A 15,568-nucleotide genomic window follows, 5' to 3' on the forward strand; every position below is an offset into this window, starting at 1 on the left:
TTGGTAAAATCTAGGAATAGTCACGCTTTTTTTGGAATAATCATCCGCTGTTTCGGCTGAATCCACTATTTTTGCAGGATTTTTGGCCACCCACTAAGGGCCTCATAGTCACGGCATGACGTATTGTCATCTTTAGGAGCCATCACTCATTTGGAGCCGCCCGCACGGTTTATTGTCCGCTGAAAAATGCCTAAAAACACCAAAATCCGCTCAATTCTTATTATTGGCTCTGGCCCTATTATCATTGGTCAGGCGTGTGAGTTCGATTATTCCGGTTCGCAGGCCGCCCGGTCCTTACGGGAAGAAGGAATTGAGGTCTCGTTGATCAACTCCAACCCGGCTACCATTATGACTGATCCGATCAATGCGGATCACGTTTACCTGCTGCCGCTGGAGAAAAAATCCATTATCGAAATCCTGAAAAAACATCAGGAGATGGGCCGGCCGATCGATGCCGTTCTGCCGACGATGGGCGGCCAGACAGCGCTGAACCTTGCCATCGACTGCGACAAGGCAGGTATCTGGGAGAAGTATAACGTCCAGATCATAGGCGTTGATATTCGAGCGATTGAGACGACCGAAGACCGCGAAAAGTTTCGACTGAAAATGCTTGAACTCGGCATTGGCGTTTGTAAAGGCCGTACGGCGCGTTCGTTTCTGGAAGGGAAAGAGATTGCTCAGGAAATAGGCTTTCCGCTCGTTATTCGGCCGTCGTTTACCCTCGGTGGTACAGGTGGCGGTTTTGTGGAGCGTCCCGAAGATTTCGACAAAGCCTTAACTGCCGGTCTGCACGCATCACCGGTGCATGAGGTGCTGGTTGAACAGAGCGTAATGGGCTGGAAAGAGTATGAACTGGAGTTGTTACGGGACGGTAATGGCAATTTTATCATTGTCTGCTCGATCGAAAACTTCGACCCGATGGGTATTCATACCGGCGACAGCATTACGGTTGCTCCGGCCATGACCTTGCCCGATACGTTGTATCAGCAGATGCGCGACTTGTCGATCAAGATGATGAACGCCATTGGGACGTTCGCTGGGGGTTGTAACGTACAGTTCTCGGTTAATCCGCAGACCGACGACATCATTGCTATTGAGATCAACCCACGCGTAAGCCGCTCGTCGGCACTAGCGTCGAAAGCAACGGGGTACCCAATTGCCAAGATTGCCGCTAAAATGGCCATTGGCTACAACCTCGATGAGCTGATCAACCCGATTACGGGAACCACGTCGGCCTTCTTCGAGCCCGCCATCGACTACGTAATTGTGAAAGTGCCCCGCTGGAACTTCGACAAGTTCCCCGGTGCTGACCGTTCACTGGGCTTGCAGATGAAGTCCGTCGGTGAAACTATGGGTATCGGCCGGAATTTCCAGGAGGCTTTACAGAAAGCCTGCCAGTCGCTCGAAATCCGCCGGAATGGGCTGGGTGCTGATGGCCGCGAACTAACAGACCGGCAGGCGCTGACGCAGAGCCTGGCTCACCCAAGCTGGAACCGGCTTTTTCATATCTACGATGCGTTTAAAGCAGGCATGTCGTTCCGCACGATTCAGCAGCTTACCAAAATTGACCCGTGGTTCCTGCATCAGATTGAAGAGTTGATTGAGCTGGAACGCGAAATCCAGCAATACGATCTGGACGACCTGCCACCGGAGCTGTTACGTACCGCCAAGCAGAAAGGCTACGCCGACCGGCAACTGGCCCACCTGCTGAGCGTAAAAGAAAGTAAGGTATACGAGTATCGCCAGCGCCATAATATTCGTCGGGTTTACAAGTGCGTAGACACCTGTGCGGCTGAGTTTGAAGCGAAAACGCCTTACTACTACTCGACATTCAACAACCAGGTACCGATCACAACCGACCGTCCGGAGCCGGTATCAGATCTGCCGGGCAACGAGTCTGTACGTAGTAACCGGAAGAAAGTGGTGGTTCTAGGTTCGGGGCCAAACCGCATTGGTCAGGGGATTGAGTTCGATTATTCGTGCGTTCATGGCGTACTCGCGGCTAAAGAAGCGGGGTACGAAACGATCATGATCAACTGTAATCCTGAGACCGTATCGACTGATCCGGATATTGCCGACAAGCTGTACTTCGAACCGGTATTCTGGGAGCACGTCCACGCGATCATCATGCATGAGAAGCCCGAAGGCGTGATTGTGCAGTTGGGTGGTCAGACGGCCCTGAAAATGGCAGAAAAGCTGACGCGTTACGGCATCAAGATTATCGGTACGAGCTGGGAAGCACTCGATCTGGCCGAAGACCGGGGGCACTTCTCGGAGATGCTGCGTAAGCTGGACATTCCTTATCCAAAATTCGGTACGGTACGTGAATCAGAAGCGGCTATAGAGCTGTCGAGAGAGCTTGGTTTCCCGTTGCTGGTTCGCCCGAGTTACGTATTGGGTGGCCAAAGCATGAAGATCGTTATCAACGAGTCCGAACTGGAAACGCACGTCATGAAGATCCTGCAGGATATTCCGGACAACAACATTCTGCTCGACCACTTTCTGGAAAATGCCATCGAAGCCGAAGCCGACGCCATCTGCGATGGAGAAGACGTGTACATCATTGGCATCATGGAGCACATCGAACCCGCCGGTATTCACTCGGGCGATTCGTATGCCTTGCTTCCGCCTTTCGACTTAAGCGAACACGTAATCAGCCAGATCGAAGAGTACACGAAGAAGATTGCCGTGGCGCTGAAGACGGTTGGCCTGATTAACATTCAGTTCGCCATCAAAGACGAGCAGGTGTATGTGATCGAAGCAAACCCACGCGCCAGCCGTACGGTACCGTTTATCTGCAAAGCCTATCAGGAGCCGTATGTAAACTACGCCACCAAGGTGATGCTGGGCGATAAAAAAGTCAAAGACTTTGATTTCAAACCCGTTAAGAAAGGCTTTGCGATCAAGATTCCGGTGTTCTCGTTCAATAAATTCCCGAATGTCAACAAGGAACTCGGCCCGGAAATGAAATCGACCGGCGAAGGCATCTATTTCATCGATGATCTTACCGACGACTTCTTCCAGAAGATTTACGGCGAACGTAACTTATACCTGAGTCGATAGACATCGGTGATATGTAAAAAACAGTGTGCCACGCCCTACCGAGCGTGGCACACTGTTTTTATCTTTGTCCAATCTAAACCAGGAGGACGACCTCCCCCACAATGGGAAACTGATTCGGGACGACCCGACCTGCTAAAAAAATCGGTCAGTATCATGTCCTGGGTTTATTTAGTGTTTGCTGGACTATTAGAGGTTGTCTGGGCTTACTCCATGAAGCAGTCGGCTGGCTTTACCCGGCTAATCCCATCCGTCGTTACTATCGTTGCCATGATCGCCAGCTTTGGCCTGTTAGCCTTAGCCATGCGCACTCTACCGCTCGGCACAGCCTACACAATCTGGACTGGCATCGGAGCCGTTGGGGCATTTACGCTGGGCATTCTATGGCTTGGCGAACCAATCAGTGCGACTCGCATAATAGCCGCTTTATTGATTATTGGGGGCCTTATCCTGATGAAGCTCTCCTCAAACCAATGAGCCTACAAGTAACAACGTACAGCCCTATGAATCAAGCCCTCGCAGGGTGGCACAACTGTTTTGTTGCAATTTGTGTTAAGAAAACAGATATTTACGTTGTACGTCTGACAGTAGAAATTATGACGGTTATAGCTGTTAAGTTGGAAGATAAAGTTTTTCAGGATTTGAAAGAAGTCTCAAATGAGTACAGCTTACCGTCCGATGAAATGATTAATCGAATTTTGAAAAACTACCTACACGTAGAAAAGATAAACAAGCTTCGTCGGGAGCTGAAAGGCACTGCTGAAGCCGCTGGGTTTATGACGGAAGAAGATATTTACCGGGAGATTTCGTAAATAAAACCTGATTCGTTTTCTTTAGAGCAGGAAACGCAAAGAGGCTGCGTTCCTACTGCTATCGTAATCATCTATGCAAACGCCATCGCGTTTATCAGCCTCTACAGCACTTATTTTTGACACAAACGTACTGGTTTCGACGTTCGTCTTCCCTGGTTTTGCAGCAGACGTTTATGATCATTGCGCGCTCCGCTTTGAACTTTACACATCAGCGTGGCTACTAAATGAGTTCAATGAGAAGTTAGAATACAAGTTTGGCTACTCATCCGAACGGCGTAACCGCATCATTGAAACGATAAAAGAAAGGCACAATATCATCGCTCCTACGAACGATATACCTACCGCATCAGTCGATCCTGACGATAACCATGTGCTGCGGGCTGCTTTGTTTGTTAAGGCTGACTTTCTGATTACAGGCGACAAAGAACATCTCCTGCCGCTCAAGCGAGTCGAAACCACCGAAATCGTAAGTCCGAGAGAGTTTTAGGAGCGTTATATGACGTATCGTAAGCCCGTTTCCAGACGTTTACAGTCAAATAAATTTCAGATCAATAGCATGTCAGAACTGGTCTCATTCAAACGCAAAACGGCTCCGCCCTATCACTAAGGCGGAGCCGTTTTGTTAGTTAGTCTTGCCGTTAAAACCCTAAACCAACCGTGAATCCACGGATCGTTGCCGTTACCGGAACCGAAGAAACAGACGTAGCAGCGCCCGTTGTCAGGTTGATGGTGTACAGCCGTGTCTGGCCGCCCGAGCGTAGCATGGCGTAGGCCGTACCCGATGTGCCGCCGATATCGAAGCCATTAGCACCTTCTATATTCAGTCCTAACTCACCAACGGGCACCAACGTACCGTTGTTGGGGGGGATCTGGCGATTGAGCAGCGCACTCGAACGAGTATCAATGTCGTACAACGTAGTAGCCGTTGCGCCGGGGAAATTATTGGTGTACGCAGCCGCCGTTACGTTCGGGCCACCCGGATTTAACGTACCATCGACAACAACCGAGTTATCGTTCGGGTTGTAGCGCAGGTTTTGTCCGCTGTTGTTGACGATCCGGATCCGATCCACTGTAGGATTAAAGTCGAATCCATAATCCCCAATGGTAACAGCGGGCGAAATCGGAGCGCCAACCGCTGTAGCGGCCCCACTCGACGTATTGATGGTATAGACCCGTCCGGTGCTGCCCAACGCATACAACTGCCCATTAAGCGGGCGGAAATCGATACCATATACACTTTCACCACTTTGCAGACCCGTGAGTGCTTTCGCCGTCATGATGGACCCCGTAGCTGGGTTGATGAAGTGCAGCGTATTAGCCGCATCAACGGCATACGCGATCGGGTCGGTTGGAATCGCCAGGCCAACGATACTCATGGCACCGGGCAGATTCCCCAGCAACTCTGCCCGACCCGTGGTTAAATTGATTTCGTACAGCCCTTGCGTCAGATTGCTGATGAGGGTTGCAATGGCCGATCCGTTGGGAGCTATGTCGAAGTTACCCACCCCGGCCACATCAATTCCCAGAGAGCCCACTTCGGCTAGTGTACCATCGTTGGGTGGGTTTTGCCGGTATAACTTGTCAGAAAATGGATCAATATCATACAATGTAGTTGTGGTCACGCCCGCCTGATTATTGGTGTAGGCAACCCCCGAAATAGCGGCACCCGGCACCCCGTTGATTGACCCATCGGTGATCATAACCGTACCCGTCTCCGGATTTAAGCGCAGGTTCTGACCCATTTGCGTAACCAGCCGAATCCGGTCGACGGTCGGATTGAAATCAAACCCAACGGCGTTGCCCATAATGGCTGGCGTAAACGGTCCGCTGCCAACAGGTGTTGCAACGCCATTCATTAAATTAATGGTATACAACCGGCTGCCACTGCTAACCGCATACAATTGGCCCGTTGCGGGTCGGAAGTCAATCCCCATCAGCCGTTCGTTGTTCAGAACGCCGGTAATGGACGTAGTGCCCATGCTGACCGATGGATTCTGCGTACTTAACTTCACCAATCGGTTGTCATCCGTCAGCACGTAAAACATAAAGTCCGCGGCCAGACGAGCATTGGCACGATCTGGACCATCGGTCGAAACAAATTGGGGTTCTTCCTTACAGGCGTTGAGCATGAGCAGCGACCCAAACGTTAGCAGGACTGCCAGTTTACGTAGTTCTTTTCTGTAGAGCATAGTCATGTGTTAGTTAACGTTGTTTAACGAAGCGCGTGCTTCATTACTTCGGACTATACGAGCCACAGCTACTTACAGATTCGAGACGTATTAAAAAAAGATTAAAATATACTGAACGGGATGATTTAGGGCAAATCGGTCCGGAATAACTAAGTAAGCGAACTCATTACCAGGATTTTTTCAACCCCAGATAGCCGCCCGCTACGTTGGGAAACAGATCGCCCCGATCAATGGCGAACGTAGTAATTAGCGTAGTGCTCAATTTCCGGTCTAAGGGCCATTGACTCTGGAAGGCACCCGAAAACTGCCGAAAAGGCTGCGGATAAGGCTGGTTGTATGACCCGTAGTTCCGACTGATGGACGCTCTAATTGTAAATAGCGGCCCCCGCCGAAAGCCTCCGCTGATACCGGTATACCAGGCGACGAGCCGATTATTCGGGAAGAAACCACCGCCGGTGAATTGATTAACCGCTGCCGCAAAGCCAGCGCGGGGTGCAATAAAAGGTGTACCTACCGTTCGACCCCGGTACGACCACCCTTCGATATACTGACTGTGATTGAAATAATTATCGGCTCCCTGAAAACGCGCCAGTGGGTCGAAAACCGGGCCGCTCTGATTCATTGTGTTCAGCCATTCCAGAACGATACGCTGAAACCGGAAGCGAGTTCGAGTTTTTGAATGATTCAGAAACCGCAAGCCAGTTAGCCCATCCGGAATGTTTTGCAGGGCCAGTCCAGACGCATCGTCGTAGATATGCTGGTGGTAGAGCAGCCAGTTTCGTTTGGCTCCGTTCCACTCCAACGCTATGTCGTAACTACCAACGTGGTTACCAATGCGATTTTCGCCATCGAATCCCGTGAACCGATCATTCTGGACCGCATCCGGGTAACGCCCGCTTACCATCGACAGGTAATCCTGAAAGGAGGATGCCAGATTACCATCAACGGCCAGCGGTGAACCAATCAGGTAGTCGGCCCGCCCGCCCCACTGTACCTGGTGGTTAAGTCCCAGATAAAGCCGAACATGCCAGTGGGGTTTACCAATCCGACCGTATAAATACTTCTGGTGCAGGTAGCTGCCCTTTATATAGGAATTAGCGAACCAGCCGTGCGCATACCCCACCCGGAGCGCAATCAATTTTTTGATAAAGCCCAACGGCACAAAGTCGGGCGTGTGCAGTTGAATTTTAGGAAAAGGAAGCGCGTTGCCCGACCAGGCCACAAAACCCGACGTTAGCAACGTATCGCCTAGCCCATACACCTCACGCCGGTTGCCCCCATACAACTCTAGTTTCCCGAACCGAATTTTGAGATAGGCATCGGGCAACAATACCGCTGGATTGTCAGCCGTCGGGCGAGGGCCAGCATTGGCGACGGCATACAGTCCAAATCCCCAGTCAAATCGTTTTTTTTGCTTTGTTGTCGAATCCGCTCTGGGCTTATAATCACGCTGTACGCTCATCCGCAGCGTACCAAACGAGCCCTGCAGCGGCACCGTACCGTATTGATTGGTTCGTAGCCAGAACGGGGTTTGCTGATCAGACGCTGCGAGTCCGCCTAACTCAACCGAATACCGTACCACCCGAGTCAAATCAACGGATTGCGCCAGTCCCAGCGATAGGCTTATCCCTAGAAAACCTCCAATCAGGTACAGTAGTCGCATGAGCAGACGGGCCGGGTCAGTTAGATACGGTCATCAAACATACGGCATAAATACGGAATGCGTTTAAGCCGTTCGCACAGTTTTAATTAAGCGTTCCCGTTGGGACCCGGCGAACCCATTTCGTATTTGTTACGTAGTTGATGCGCTCTGCCGTTAAACATCTGACGGCCGTTTTGCATTACGTTAGCAGAACCCATTGAAGTCGATGACCGTACCTACTACCCGCCTGAACAATGGCGTTGACATGCCCATGCTGGGCCTTGGCGTTTACGCACCCAGTCATAATAGTGAAGTACAGCAGGCCGTTGAATGGGCGCTTGAGTTCGGTTGCCGCCTGATTGATACCGCTTCGGCCTACGGCAACGAACGTCAGGTGGCCGACGCCCTGCAAGCCGCTAACCTCCCTCGCCAGGACGTATTTATTACTACGAAAGTCTGGAACGACGACCAGGGCTATGACCGAACGTTACGGGCCTTTGACCGGAGTCTCGAACGGCTGCGGCTCGACGTTGTAGACCTCTATCTGGTGCATTGGCCGGTTCAGGAGCACCGGCTCGATACGTGGAAAGCGCTCGAAAAAATTTACGCCGACGGCCGGGCCAGGGCCATCGGCGTCTCGAACTACTATCGGCCGCACCTCGACGAACTCTTCGAACAGGCCAATATCACGCCCGCCGTTAATCAGATCGAGTTCAGCCCGTATTGCTATCTGCCGGATGTGCTGGCGTATTGCCGCGACAAAGCCATCAAACCGGAAGGCTATGCACCCTTAGTCCGGGGGCAGAAACAGGACGATCTGAAGTTAAACGCCATTGCGAAGAAATACGGCAAATCCGGATATCAGCTGCTGGTGCGCTGGTCGTTGCAGCACGACGTAATTACGATTCCCAAATCAGTGAAGCGGGACCGCATCCGGGAGAATTTCGACGTACTGGATTTTGTCATTTCCGATGAAGATATGGCGACGATGAACACCTTTTACGACAACACCCGCGTAGCACCCGATCCACGCGATATTCCGTGAACTACACAGTCGAGTTGCCAGCGTTCCTGAAGCAGATCAGCCAGTGCCAGCAACCCCCACTCCTCGCTTCGGCGGTGACCGACAGCAATCACGGCTATACCCGTTTCGTCAACTGCTTCCTGCGCTTGCTTTCGGTACTGGCCGGTCAGGTATAATTGGGCTCCCCGGTCGGCGGCTTCGCGAATTAACGTATCGTTCATGGCCCCGACCGCGGCTATGCGGCTGATGTTGTGCATATGAGTAGTCAGGCTTCGTCCGGCCTCGGCCCGGTCGTAGCTGCCGAACATCGTTTTGATCAGATTTAACCACCCATCAAACTCTTGCCCCGCGCTCTCGAACAGCATACCGATAGGGCGCTGCGGTAGAAGTTCGCCGGTGTCAGCAGTGGCCTGTTTAAACCCAATCGGCTGTAAAGGGCCAGTTGTCCCCAGAGCCGCTGCCATTCGGGGACTAAAGCCCATCGTCAGCGTTTCGTCGAACGGCAGATGGTGATAAAATACGCCTACATCCGACGGAAGTGCCCTGGGATTAAGCTGCCAGGGCCGGTGCAGCCAGAGCGCATCCAGTTGCTCGGTACGCACCCACGTTAACAGATCAGGAAATGATTCTAACGCAAGGCCTACTTTCTGAATCGGCCGTTGGGATTCGTGATAGACACCACCCTGTTCAGTAGCGGGATAACGAGCTGCGTGGAACTCGTTCCGTAAAAACTCGTCGAGATCATTCAGCCCAATCAATTGAGTTACCATGCTTAGGTAACTCCCTATCCGGAGCATGGTTTAGTAGTACCACCGGTTAGTTCACCCAAAATGAGCTTATTATGGACTTCTTTCACCCGGATATAAAGGTTTTTTGACCGTTTACTCAAGACATTTGACGTTTTAAAATCCGATAATGTATGTTTGTGGCCTTAAACGCGGTCGCTACGTCGATCGGTCAATGCCCATGATTTTCCTCGCTTAAGACCCCACGCGGGTTTTCGTTTTTCTTCAGTTTTGCCACTACCCGGTCTATCAAGCGGCCCGGTGGCTGTTTCTCAATTCTCATCATCCGTTAATACGTAGTCGCTGGCCGTCAGGCTGGGGCATACCTTCTTATATCAATGACCAGGTTTCTACGGTTATTCCTGGCCGCATTGCGCGGTACGGAAACTAATTTCACATCCGGAAGTATCAACCGGGCCATCTTTCTGCTTTCCGTTCCCATGATTCTAGAGATGGTGATGGAATCGCTGTTTGCCGTAGTGGACGTTTTCTTTGTTGCCAAAATCGGTACGGAAGCCATTGCTACGGTCGGCTTGACTGAGTCGGTGCTGACGCTCGTCTACTCGGTGGGGATTGGCTTCAGTACGGCCGCTACGGCCCTGGTATCTAGACGTATCGGCGAAGGCAACCCACGCGGAGCCGCTACAGCGGTAGGCCAGGTTATTCTGGTTTCTCTTACGCTCGCCCTGCTAATGGGTTTGCCCGGCTATCTGTTCGCCGATGACATTCTGCGGCTGATGGGTGGCGACGAACGGCTGATTACGAACGGCGTAGGGTTCACCCAGATGATTTTCGCCAGTGCACCGGCCATCGTGCTCCTGCATACGTTAAGCGGTTGCCTGCGGGGTGCGGGTGAAGCATCTATCGCAATGCGGTCGCTATGGATCGCCAACGGGATCAACATTGTGCTTTGTCCGGTATTTATTTTCGGCTGGGGACCGTTTCCGACAATGGGTGTACTGGGTTCGGCTGTTGCCACAACGACTGGCCGTACGGCGGGTGTGCTGTATCAGTTGTATGCGTTGACCCGGCCCAGCAGTATTGTGCAAGTCCGCCGGTCCGACATGGCTCCGGATCTGGCCATCATCCGAAACCTCATCAGCTTAGCCATTGGCGGAACGAGCCAGTTTTTGGTTGGATCAGCCAGTTGGGTGTTTCTGACCCGGGTACTATCGACTTTCGGCAGCGACGTTGTTGCGGGCTATACCATTGCCATTCGGATCATTGTGTTCACCATCCTTCCCTCCTGGGGTATGGCCAATGCAGCGGCAACACTGGTGGGGCAAAACCTGGGGGCAGGACAGCCCGAACGAGCCGAGACCTCAGCCTGGCGAGCCGCCTTCTGCAACATGCTCTTTCTGTTAGCGGTGGGGATCGTCTTCTTCATCAGCGCTGCTGAGGTGGTGAGCTTATTTAATGATGAACCACGTATTGTTGCCATTGCGGTTCAGTGCCTGCGCATATTTTGCATCGGCTATATGTTTATGGCATACGGCATGGTACTTAGCCAGTCGCTCAATGGGGCAGGCGACACACGAACACCAACCCTCATCAACATTGTGTGCTTCTGGCTGGTCGAAATCCCGTTGGCGTATCTGCTGGCAACACCGCTGGAATGGGGTCCTTCGGGGGTGTTCTGGTCCGTTGCGATCAGCGAAACGCTACTGGCGCTTATTGCCATCTGGGTGTTTCGGCGAGGGCGCTGGAAAACGGTTCAGGTGTAGCAAAAACGGCGTTTACCACTCGCTTTTCAGGCGAAACTTTTCCCAAAACAGGGAGGTTATCACTAACAGGGCCATTCATAAATTCCTCAGTTTGTGCTTACTCATTACCATAATGAGCAATCCCTACTAACGACCGAATGGCCCCCTAATGACAAAGCCAATTTATGATCGACACACATAAACAACCCGAAACCGCTGTTCTGGTCGCGCTGATTACGCAGAAGCAGACCGCTGAACAGACTAAAGAATATTTGGATGAATTAGCGTTTCTGGCCGAAACGTCTGGCGTGCAAACCGTCAGGTCGTTTACCCAGAAACTCGACCGACCCGACACCCGTACCTTTGTGGGGAAGGGTAAGCTGGAAGAAATCCAGACCTTTATACTGGACAATCCGGTCGACTCCATCATTTTTGATGATGACCTGACCCCGGCGCAGGTTCGTAACCTCGAAGCCGAGTTTAAGGAGATTAAGGTTCTTGACCGCAGTCTGCTGATTCTGAATATTTTCTCGATGCGGGCGCAAACGGCGCAGGCACGCGTGCAGGTAGAGCTGGCTCAGTACCAATATCTTTATCCACGACTGACACGCATGTGGACCCACCTTAGCCGCCAGAAAGGCGGTACGGGTATGCGCGGACCCGGTGAGAAAGAGCTCGAAACGGACCGCCGGATTGTAAAAGACCGGATTGCGTTCCTGAAAGAGAAGTTGGGCAAGATAGATAAGCAAAGTGTGACACGCCGGAAAGAGCGCGATCGGCTTGTTCGGGTGGCGCTGGTTGGATACACCAACGTCGGTAAGTCGACGCTGATGCGCACAATGGCGAAAACCGACGTATTTGCCGAAAACAAGCTATTTGCTACGGTCGACTCGACAGTTCGGAAGGTCACCTTAGGCAACATACCGTTTTTGCTGACCGATACGGTAGGGTTCATCCGCAAATTGCCGACAACGCTCATCGAGTCGTTTAAATCAACGCTCGACGAGGTGCGCGAAGCCGATATTCTGGTGCACGTAGTGGACGTATCGCACCCGAATTTTGAGGAGCAGATTGAGGTCGTTAACCAAACGCTGGCCGACATCAAAGCGGCTGACAAGCCAATGGTGCTTGTTTTTAACAAGATGGACCGCTTTGAGCCAAAAGACGAGTGGCTGGAGAAAGCCTTGCCCGCTGGCAACGACGAACCGCTCGACGATGAAGATGCGAATCAGGACATCGCCGTGCCGATAACTGCACGTAAGAAGACTGCGCTTGAGTATTTGAAGAAGACGTACCTGACGCACAAAGCTGACCACGTAGCGTTCATATCGGCTGAGACCGGCGAAAATGTTGGCGAGTTGCGTGAGTTATTGTATAACCTTGTAAAAGAGAAGCATTACCAGATTTACCCGAACTGGGTACACGTTCCGCTGACCGAGTCGGCTGAATATGGTGATGGTTTGGCAGGTTAACGGATTTTCAGCATTTTTGTACGTAATACACGAGCGGTCAACGTTGACCGCTCGTTTTTTGGTCCCGTAGTTCAACGGATCGAACCGAAGCGCCGGAGCGGACGTTTCCCGAACGCCTGGTTTACGTTCGATTCCCGTCGGGACTAGAAATTATCTGTATTCATTTGGTCCCGTAGTTCAACGGATAGAATAGACGTTTCCTAAACGTTTGATATGGGTTCGATTCCCGTCGGGACCACCCGTCATAGAAGCCCGGTACGTATGTATTGGGCTCTTTTGTTAACCAGTGAGTAAGTCTGTAAAGTCTACAAGCAGCATATAAAGCTTCTGGTAGATCAAGCAACTTCCATGATGCAGCGACCTCACGGACTTATTCACGCACCGAAGTATTTTGTATAATCTATGTTTTTCCAGTGAGCCGGAATTGATAGCTATCACAATTATAGAGTAAATCTTTTACGGTTTCTGATAGTGAAGCGCCACACATCCAGATTTGAAAACGATCGTATCCACCAGCTTTAACGTAAGCGCTTCCTGAAGGCTGCCCCCATCGATTAATAGTCTTCCTCTCCCCACCATCACCGGATGGACAACCAAATGAAATTCATCGATCAGGCCGGCTGTGATCAGTTCCGGAAGTAGGCTTACACTGTCTACGGAAATTTTATTACCGGGTTGCTGCTTCAGTTTCAGGAGTTCTTCTGCCGGATTGCTGCGAACAATTCGCGTAGTACTGTCCACGCTGTCTAATGATCGTGAGACAACCACTTTGTTAATTGCCGTCAGTTTTTGGGCAAATCTATTTTCATCGTCTGTTCCGGATTGGTTTTTTGCTACATCGGCCCAATAGGGGAACATGAGCTGATACATGATCCGCCCCAAAAAGAGCAGATCAACATCATTCAACATGTTGGTGAAATAATCGTGAACATCTTCACCAGGGTTAAAAAGAGTATGGTCACAATAGCCATCCAGGCTAATATTCATACCGAATGTTACTGTTCTCATTTTATTAGTCGATGTTAAGTTCTTAAGTGTAAACCGAGCTTTACAGAACAAGTCTGCATGATTTTGGTAGAGGACGCCAGTCCGGCCCAATCAAAAGCTCAACTTGCAATTGACGATATGCTCGGAGGGTCTAGTGGTTATCCTGATTACCCTCAATCGAAACTAGTTAAAGGTGGTAAAGGATGCGAGCTACTATGCCACTCGCCACGAAAGCCCAATGCAAATACGTATCGGGCTTTTGTTGGCTTATATTTACAGGAATTTTAGCTCAGTATGAAATCTATAGTTTCTTTATTCCTGCTTCTGTCAGGTACGGTGTTTGCCCAGGTTAAATTGCCAACCAACGAAGCGGGGCAGGTGCAGTACCAGGAGATTGTCCGGATGCCGGATGCGGCCCGGCCAGCCCGTCAGGTTTACAATCAGATTCGGCAGTGGGCCAGCGAGCATTACGTAGCGGAGAATGAAGCGGAACAGCAACGCGACGACATACACGGCATTCTGTTTGTTCGCTCGTTTTATCCCATCGGCAAACGTAACATTCGCTATACGCTTACCGTCGAAGCCAGAATCGGCCGCTACCGGGCTACGATTACGGATTTAGTCGCCGAGGACGAAGGCATTACGTTGCCACTGCTCCCTGCCAGCTCTACCGTAGACGACCTCAAAAAAGCCGCTAATGGTGAGGTGAAGAGCGAACAGGTCCTTGAACAGATTGCTCAGGATCAGGCCGAACTGTATCAGGAGATTGACAAAGCCTGCCGGGCAACACTAGCTGTCTTAAAAGAGTCGCTGACGGCTTCAACTGCGAAAAAGCAGGAATAATAGCGCACAAAAACGCCCTGCGTTACGTAGCGCAGGGCGTTCTGACCAGAGCAACTAATTAACAAACTACGTATTGCTTACGCAATCACCTTGGTCAGGTTCTGGTAGCTTGTCTGGATGCTTTCAATGCCGGGTGCCATATCCTGCTCCACAAAGATGTATTTCAGACCCGCGGTTTTGGCAGCCGTGAAAATGCGCTTGAAGTCAACGACGCCATTACCGACTTCGGTGATCGTTTTCATATCCGCCTTGATGTCTTTGATGTGCCAGAGCGGGAACCGGCCGGGCTGACCTTTGAACAACTCAACCGGGTCTTTCCCGGCTTTAGTCGCCCAGGCTAAATCCAGTTCCATCTTAACCAGGTCTTTGTCGGTCTGCGACAGAATCAACTCGTACGGAGTTTTACCACCCTCAACAGCATCAAACTCGGTAGCGTGGTTATGATACGCAAAACCGATGCCTGCTTTCTTGGCAGCTTCGCCTGTTTTCTGAAACACCTCGATCGACTTGTTGATCTCATCGACAGTACCGACCGGCGTGCTGGAACATACCAGATACGACAGTCCGCCCTCGCCTGCTTCGTCAATCAACTGCTGGTAATTATCCCGCAGATTCAGCATCGGCGGCATGTTTGCAGGCATCGGATTAGCCTGGCCACCCTGTGGTGCATTGCCGGCTGCGCCACCCGCCGGAGCAGGCCGCGGCCGACGCGGTGCTCCGCCCGCATGGTGTGCCCGCCATGTCATGCCCAGGTCCTCAACCAGCTTCTTAAAATCTTTGGCATTGTAGCCGTAGTACCCACCCCGCGTATTGAACGCCGATTCAACTTCTTTATAACCGGCAGCGGCTACTTTCTGCAAGGTATCCTTGGGGTCTTCGTTCATCTGTCGAAACAGGGTGAACAGCTGGATACCCACCGGACGGGCCGCGGCCGAACCAATAAGAGATTCAGCCTGGATCAGGTGCGGCAGCGCTAATCCACCCAGGGTTAGCGCTCCGGCATTCTTCAAAAAACGTCTACGATTCGTTTCCATGTCTGTATAAAATGGGG

Annotated in this window: 13 protein-coding genes and 1 tRNA gene; 9 read left to right on the plus strand and 5 right to left on the minus strand. The window is 51.5% G+C overall.

Annotation, left to right across the window (positions count from 1 at the left end):
• The first annotated feature begins 186 nt into the window (after positions 1-186).
• From carB to ACYVBJ_RS17850, 4 genes are all read left to right on the plus strand, one after another.
• A complete protein-coding gene (gene carB, locus ACYVBJ_RS17835; protein ID WP_460983662.1) occupies positions 187-3,063 on the plus strand; it encodes a carbamoyl-phosphate synthase large subunit in 2,877 nt (958 codons plus the stop codon).
• A 153-nt stretch (positions 3,064-3,216) separates the two neighbouring features.
• The gene (locus ACYVBJ_RS17840; protein WP_460983663.1) at positions 3,217-3,537 is read left to right on the plus strand and encodes a DMT family transporter; all 321 of its coding nucleotides are present in this window, start codon (positions 3,217-3,219) and stop codon (positions 3,535-3,537) included.
• Between the two features lie 26 nt (positions 3,538-3,563).
• A complete protein-coding gene (locus ACYVBJ_RS17845; RefSeq protein WP_460983664.1) occupies positions 3,564-3,872 on the plus strand; it encodes a hypothetical protein in 309 nt (102 codons plus the stop codon).
• A 73-nt stretch (positions 3,873-3,945) separates the two neighbouring features.
• Entirely contained in the window at positions 3,946-4,359 is a 414-nt protein-coding gene (locus tag ACYVBJ_RS17850) for a putative toxin-antitoxin system toxin component, PIN family (protein ID WP_460983665.1), read from the plus strand.
• Between the two features lie 151 nt (positions 4,360-4,510).
• Here the strand turns inward: ACYVBJ_RS17850 and ACYVBJ_RS17855 are convergent, their stop codons facing one another.
• Together ACYVBJ_RS17855 and ACYVBJ_RS17860 are read right to left on the minus strand one after the other, a co-directional pair.
• Entirely contained in the window at positions 4,511-6,061 is a 1,551-nt protein-coding gene (locus ACYVBJ_RS17855; RefSeq protein WP_460983666.1) for a DUF4394 domain-containing protein, read from the minus strand.
• Between the two features lie 166 nt (positions 6,062-6,227).
• On the minus strand, positions 6,228-7,724 hold the full coding sequence (locus ACYVBJ_RS17860; protein ID WP_460983667.1) for a capsule assembly Wzi family protein: 1,497 nt from the start codon (positions 7,722-7,724) through the stop codon (positions 6,228-6,230).
• Between the two features lie 205 nt (positions 7,725-7,929).
• Between ACYVBJ_RS17860 and ACYVBJ_RS17865 the strand changes: the two genes are divergently transcribed.
• Positions 7,930-8,748, plus strand: coding sequence for an aldo/keto reductase (locus ACYVBJ_RS17865; RefSeq protein WP_460983668.1), 819 nt, complete (start codon positions 7,930-7,932; stop codon positions 8,746-8,748).
• Here the strand turns inward: ACYVBJ_RS17865 and ACYVBJ_RS17870 are convergent.
• Entirely contained in the window at positions 8,703-9,497 is a 795-nt protein-coding gene (locus ACYVBJ_RS17870) for a Nif3-like dinuclear metal center hexameric protein (RefSeq protein ID WP_460983669.1), read from the minus strand. The two genes, ACYVBJ_RS17865 and ACYVBJ_RS17870, sit on opposite strands and share 46 nt — an antisense overlap.
• A gap of 353 nt (positions 9,498-9,850) precedes the next feature.
• On the opposite strand from ACYVBJ_RS17870, the gene ACYVBJ_RS17875 reads away from it, so the two are divergent.
• The 3 genes from ACYVBJ_RS17875 (at position 9,851) to ACYVBJ_RS17885 (ending at position 12,925) form a co-directional block, all read left to right on the plus strand.
• Complete coding sequence (locus ACYVBJ_RS17875) at positions 9,851-11,236, plus strand: MATE family efflux transporter (protein WP_460983670.1); 1,386 nt, start codon at positions 9,851-9,853, stop codon at positions 11,234-11,236.
• 164 nt (positions 11,237-11,400) lie between these two features.
• Positions 11,401-12,687 carry a GTPase HflX gene (gene hflX / locus ACYVBJ_RS17880; protein ID WP_460983671.1) on the plus strand — a complete coding sequence of 429 codons (1,287 nt, stop codon included), beginning with the start codon at positions 11,401-11,403 and terminating at the stop codon, positions 12,685-12,687.
• 166 nt (positions 12,688-12,853) lie between these two features.
• Positions 12,854-12,925 (plus strand) — tRNA-Arg (locus ACYVBJ_RS17885).
• Positions 12,926-13,143: 218 nt separating this feature from the next.
• Here ACYVBJ_RS17885 and ACYVBJ_RS17890 read toward each other — a convergent pair.
• Complete coding sequence (locus tag ACYVBJ_RS17890) at positions 13,144-13,695, minus strand: dihydrofolate reductase family protein (protein WP_460983672.1); 552 nt, start codon at positions 13,693-13,695, stop codon at positions 13,144-13,146.
• A gap of 273 nt (positions 13,696-13,968) precedes the next feature.
• On the opposite strand from ACYVBJ_RS17890, the gene ACYVBJ_RS17895 reads away from it, so the two are divergent.
• Complete coding sequence (locus ACYVBJ_RS17895) at positions 13,969-14,517, plus strand: hypothetical protein (RefSeq protein ID WP_460983673.1); 549 nt, start codon at positions 13,969-13,971, stop codon at positions 14,515-14,517.
• Positions 14,518-14,594: 77 nt separating this feature from the next.
• Here ACYVBJ_RS17895 and ACYVBJ_RS17900 read toward each other — a convergent pair whose 3' ends face one another.
• Positions 14,595-15,551: a sugar phosphate isomerase/epimerase family protein gene (locus ACYVBJ_RS17900; RefSeq protein ID WP_460983674.1), complete on the minus strand. Its 957-nt coding sequence runs from the start codon at positions 15,549-15,551 to the stop codon at positions 14,595-14,597.
• Positions 15,552-15,568: the final 17 nt, after the last annotated feature.

It is taken from the genome of Spirosoma fluminis (assembly GCF_054778895.1).

What these genes read in the sequence shown, in the direction of transcription:
- ACYVBJ_RS17850 (WP_460983665.1), top strand. Translation starts at nt 3,946, where the DNA reads ATGCAAACGCCATCGCGTTTATCAGCCTCTACAGCACTTATTTTTGAC.
- ACYVBJ_RS17870 (WP_460983669.1), bottom strand. Translation starts at nt 9,497, where the DNA reads ATGGTAACTCAATTGATTGGGCTGAATGATCTCGACGAGTTTTTACGG.
- ACYVBJ_RS17890 (WP_460983672.1), bottom strand. Translation starts at nt 13,695, where the DNA reads ATGAGAACAGTAACATTCGGTATGAATATTAGCCTGGATGGCTATTGT.
- ACYVBJ_RS17860 (WP_460983667.1), bottom strand. Translation starts at nt 7,724, where the DNA reads ATGCGACTACTGTACCTGATTGGAGGTTTTCTAGGGATAAGCCTATCG.
- ACYVBJ_RS17845 (WP_460983664.1), top strand. Translation starts at nt 3,564, where the DNA reads ATGAATCAAGCCCTCGCAGGGTGGCACAACTGTTTTGTTGCAATTTGT.
- ACYVBJ_RS17865 (WP_460983668.1), top strand. Translation starts at nt 7,930, where the DNA reads ATGACCGTACCTACTACCCGCCTGAACAATGGCGTTGACATGCCCATG.
- ACYVBJ_RS17855 (WP_460983666.1), bottom strand. Translation starts at nt 6,061, where the DNA reads ATGCTCTACAGAAAAGAACTACGTAAACTGGCAGTCCTGCTAACGTTT.
- ACYVBJ_RS17895 (WP_460983673.1), top strand. Translation starts at nt 13,969, where the DNA reads ATGAAATCTATAGTTTCTTTATTCCTGCTTCTGTCAGGTACGGTGTTT.
- ACYVBJ_RS17840 (WP_460983663.1), top strand. Translation starts at nt 3,217, where the DNA reads ATGTCCTGGGTTTATTTAGTGTTTGCTGGACTATTAGAGGTTGTCTGG.
- carB (WP_460983662.1), top strand. Translation starts at nt 187, where the DNA reads ATGCCTAAAAACACCAAAATCCGCTCAATTCTTATTATTGGCTCTGGC.
- ACYVBJ_RS17875 (WP_460983670.1), top strand. Translation starts at nt 9,851, where the DNA reads ATGACCAGGTTTCTACGGTTATTCCTGGCCGCATTGCGCGGTACGGAA.
- ACYVBJ_RS17900 (WP_460983674.1), bottom strand. Translation starts at nt 15,551, where the DNA reads ATGGAAACGAATCGTAGACGTTTTTTGAAGAATGCCGGAGCGCTAACC.
- hflX (WP_460983671.1), top strand. Translation starts at nt 11,401, where the DNA reads ATGATCGACACACATAAACAACCCGAAACCGCTGTTCTGGTCGCGCTG.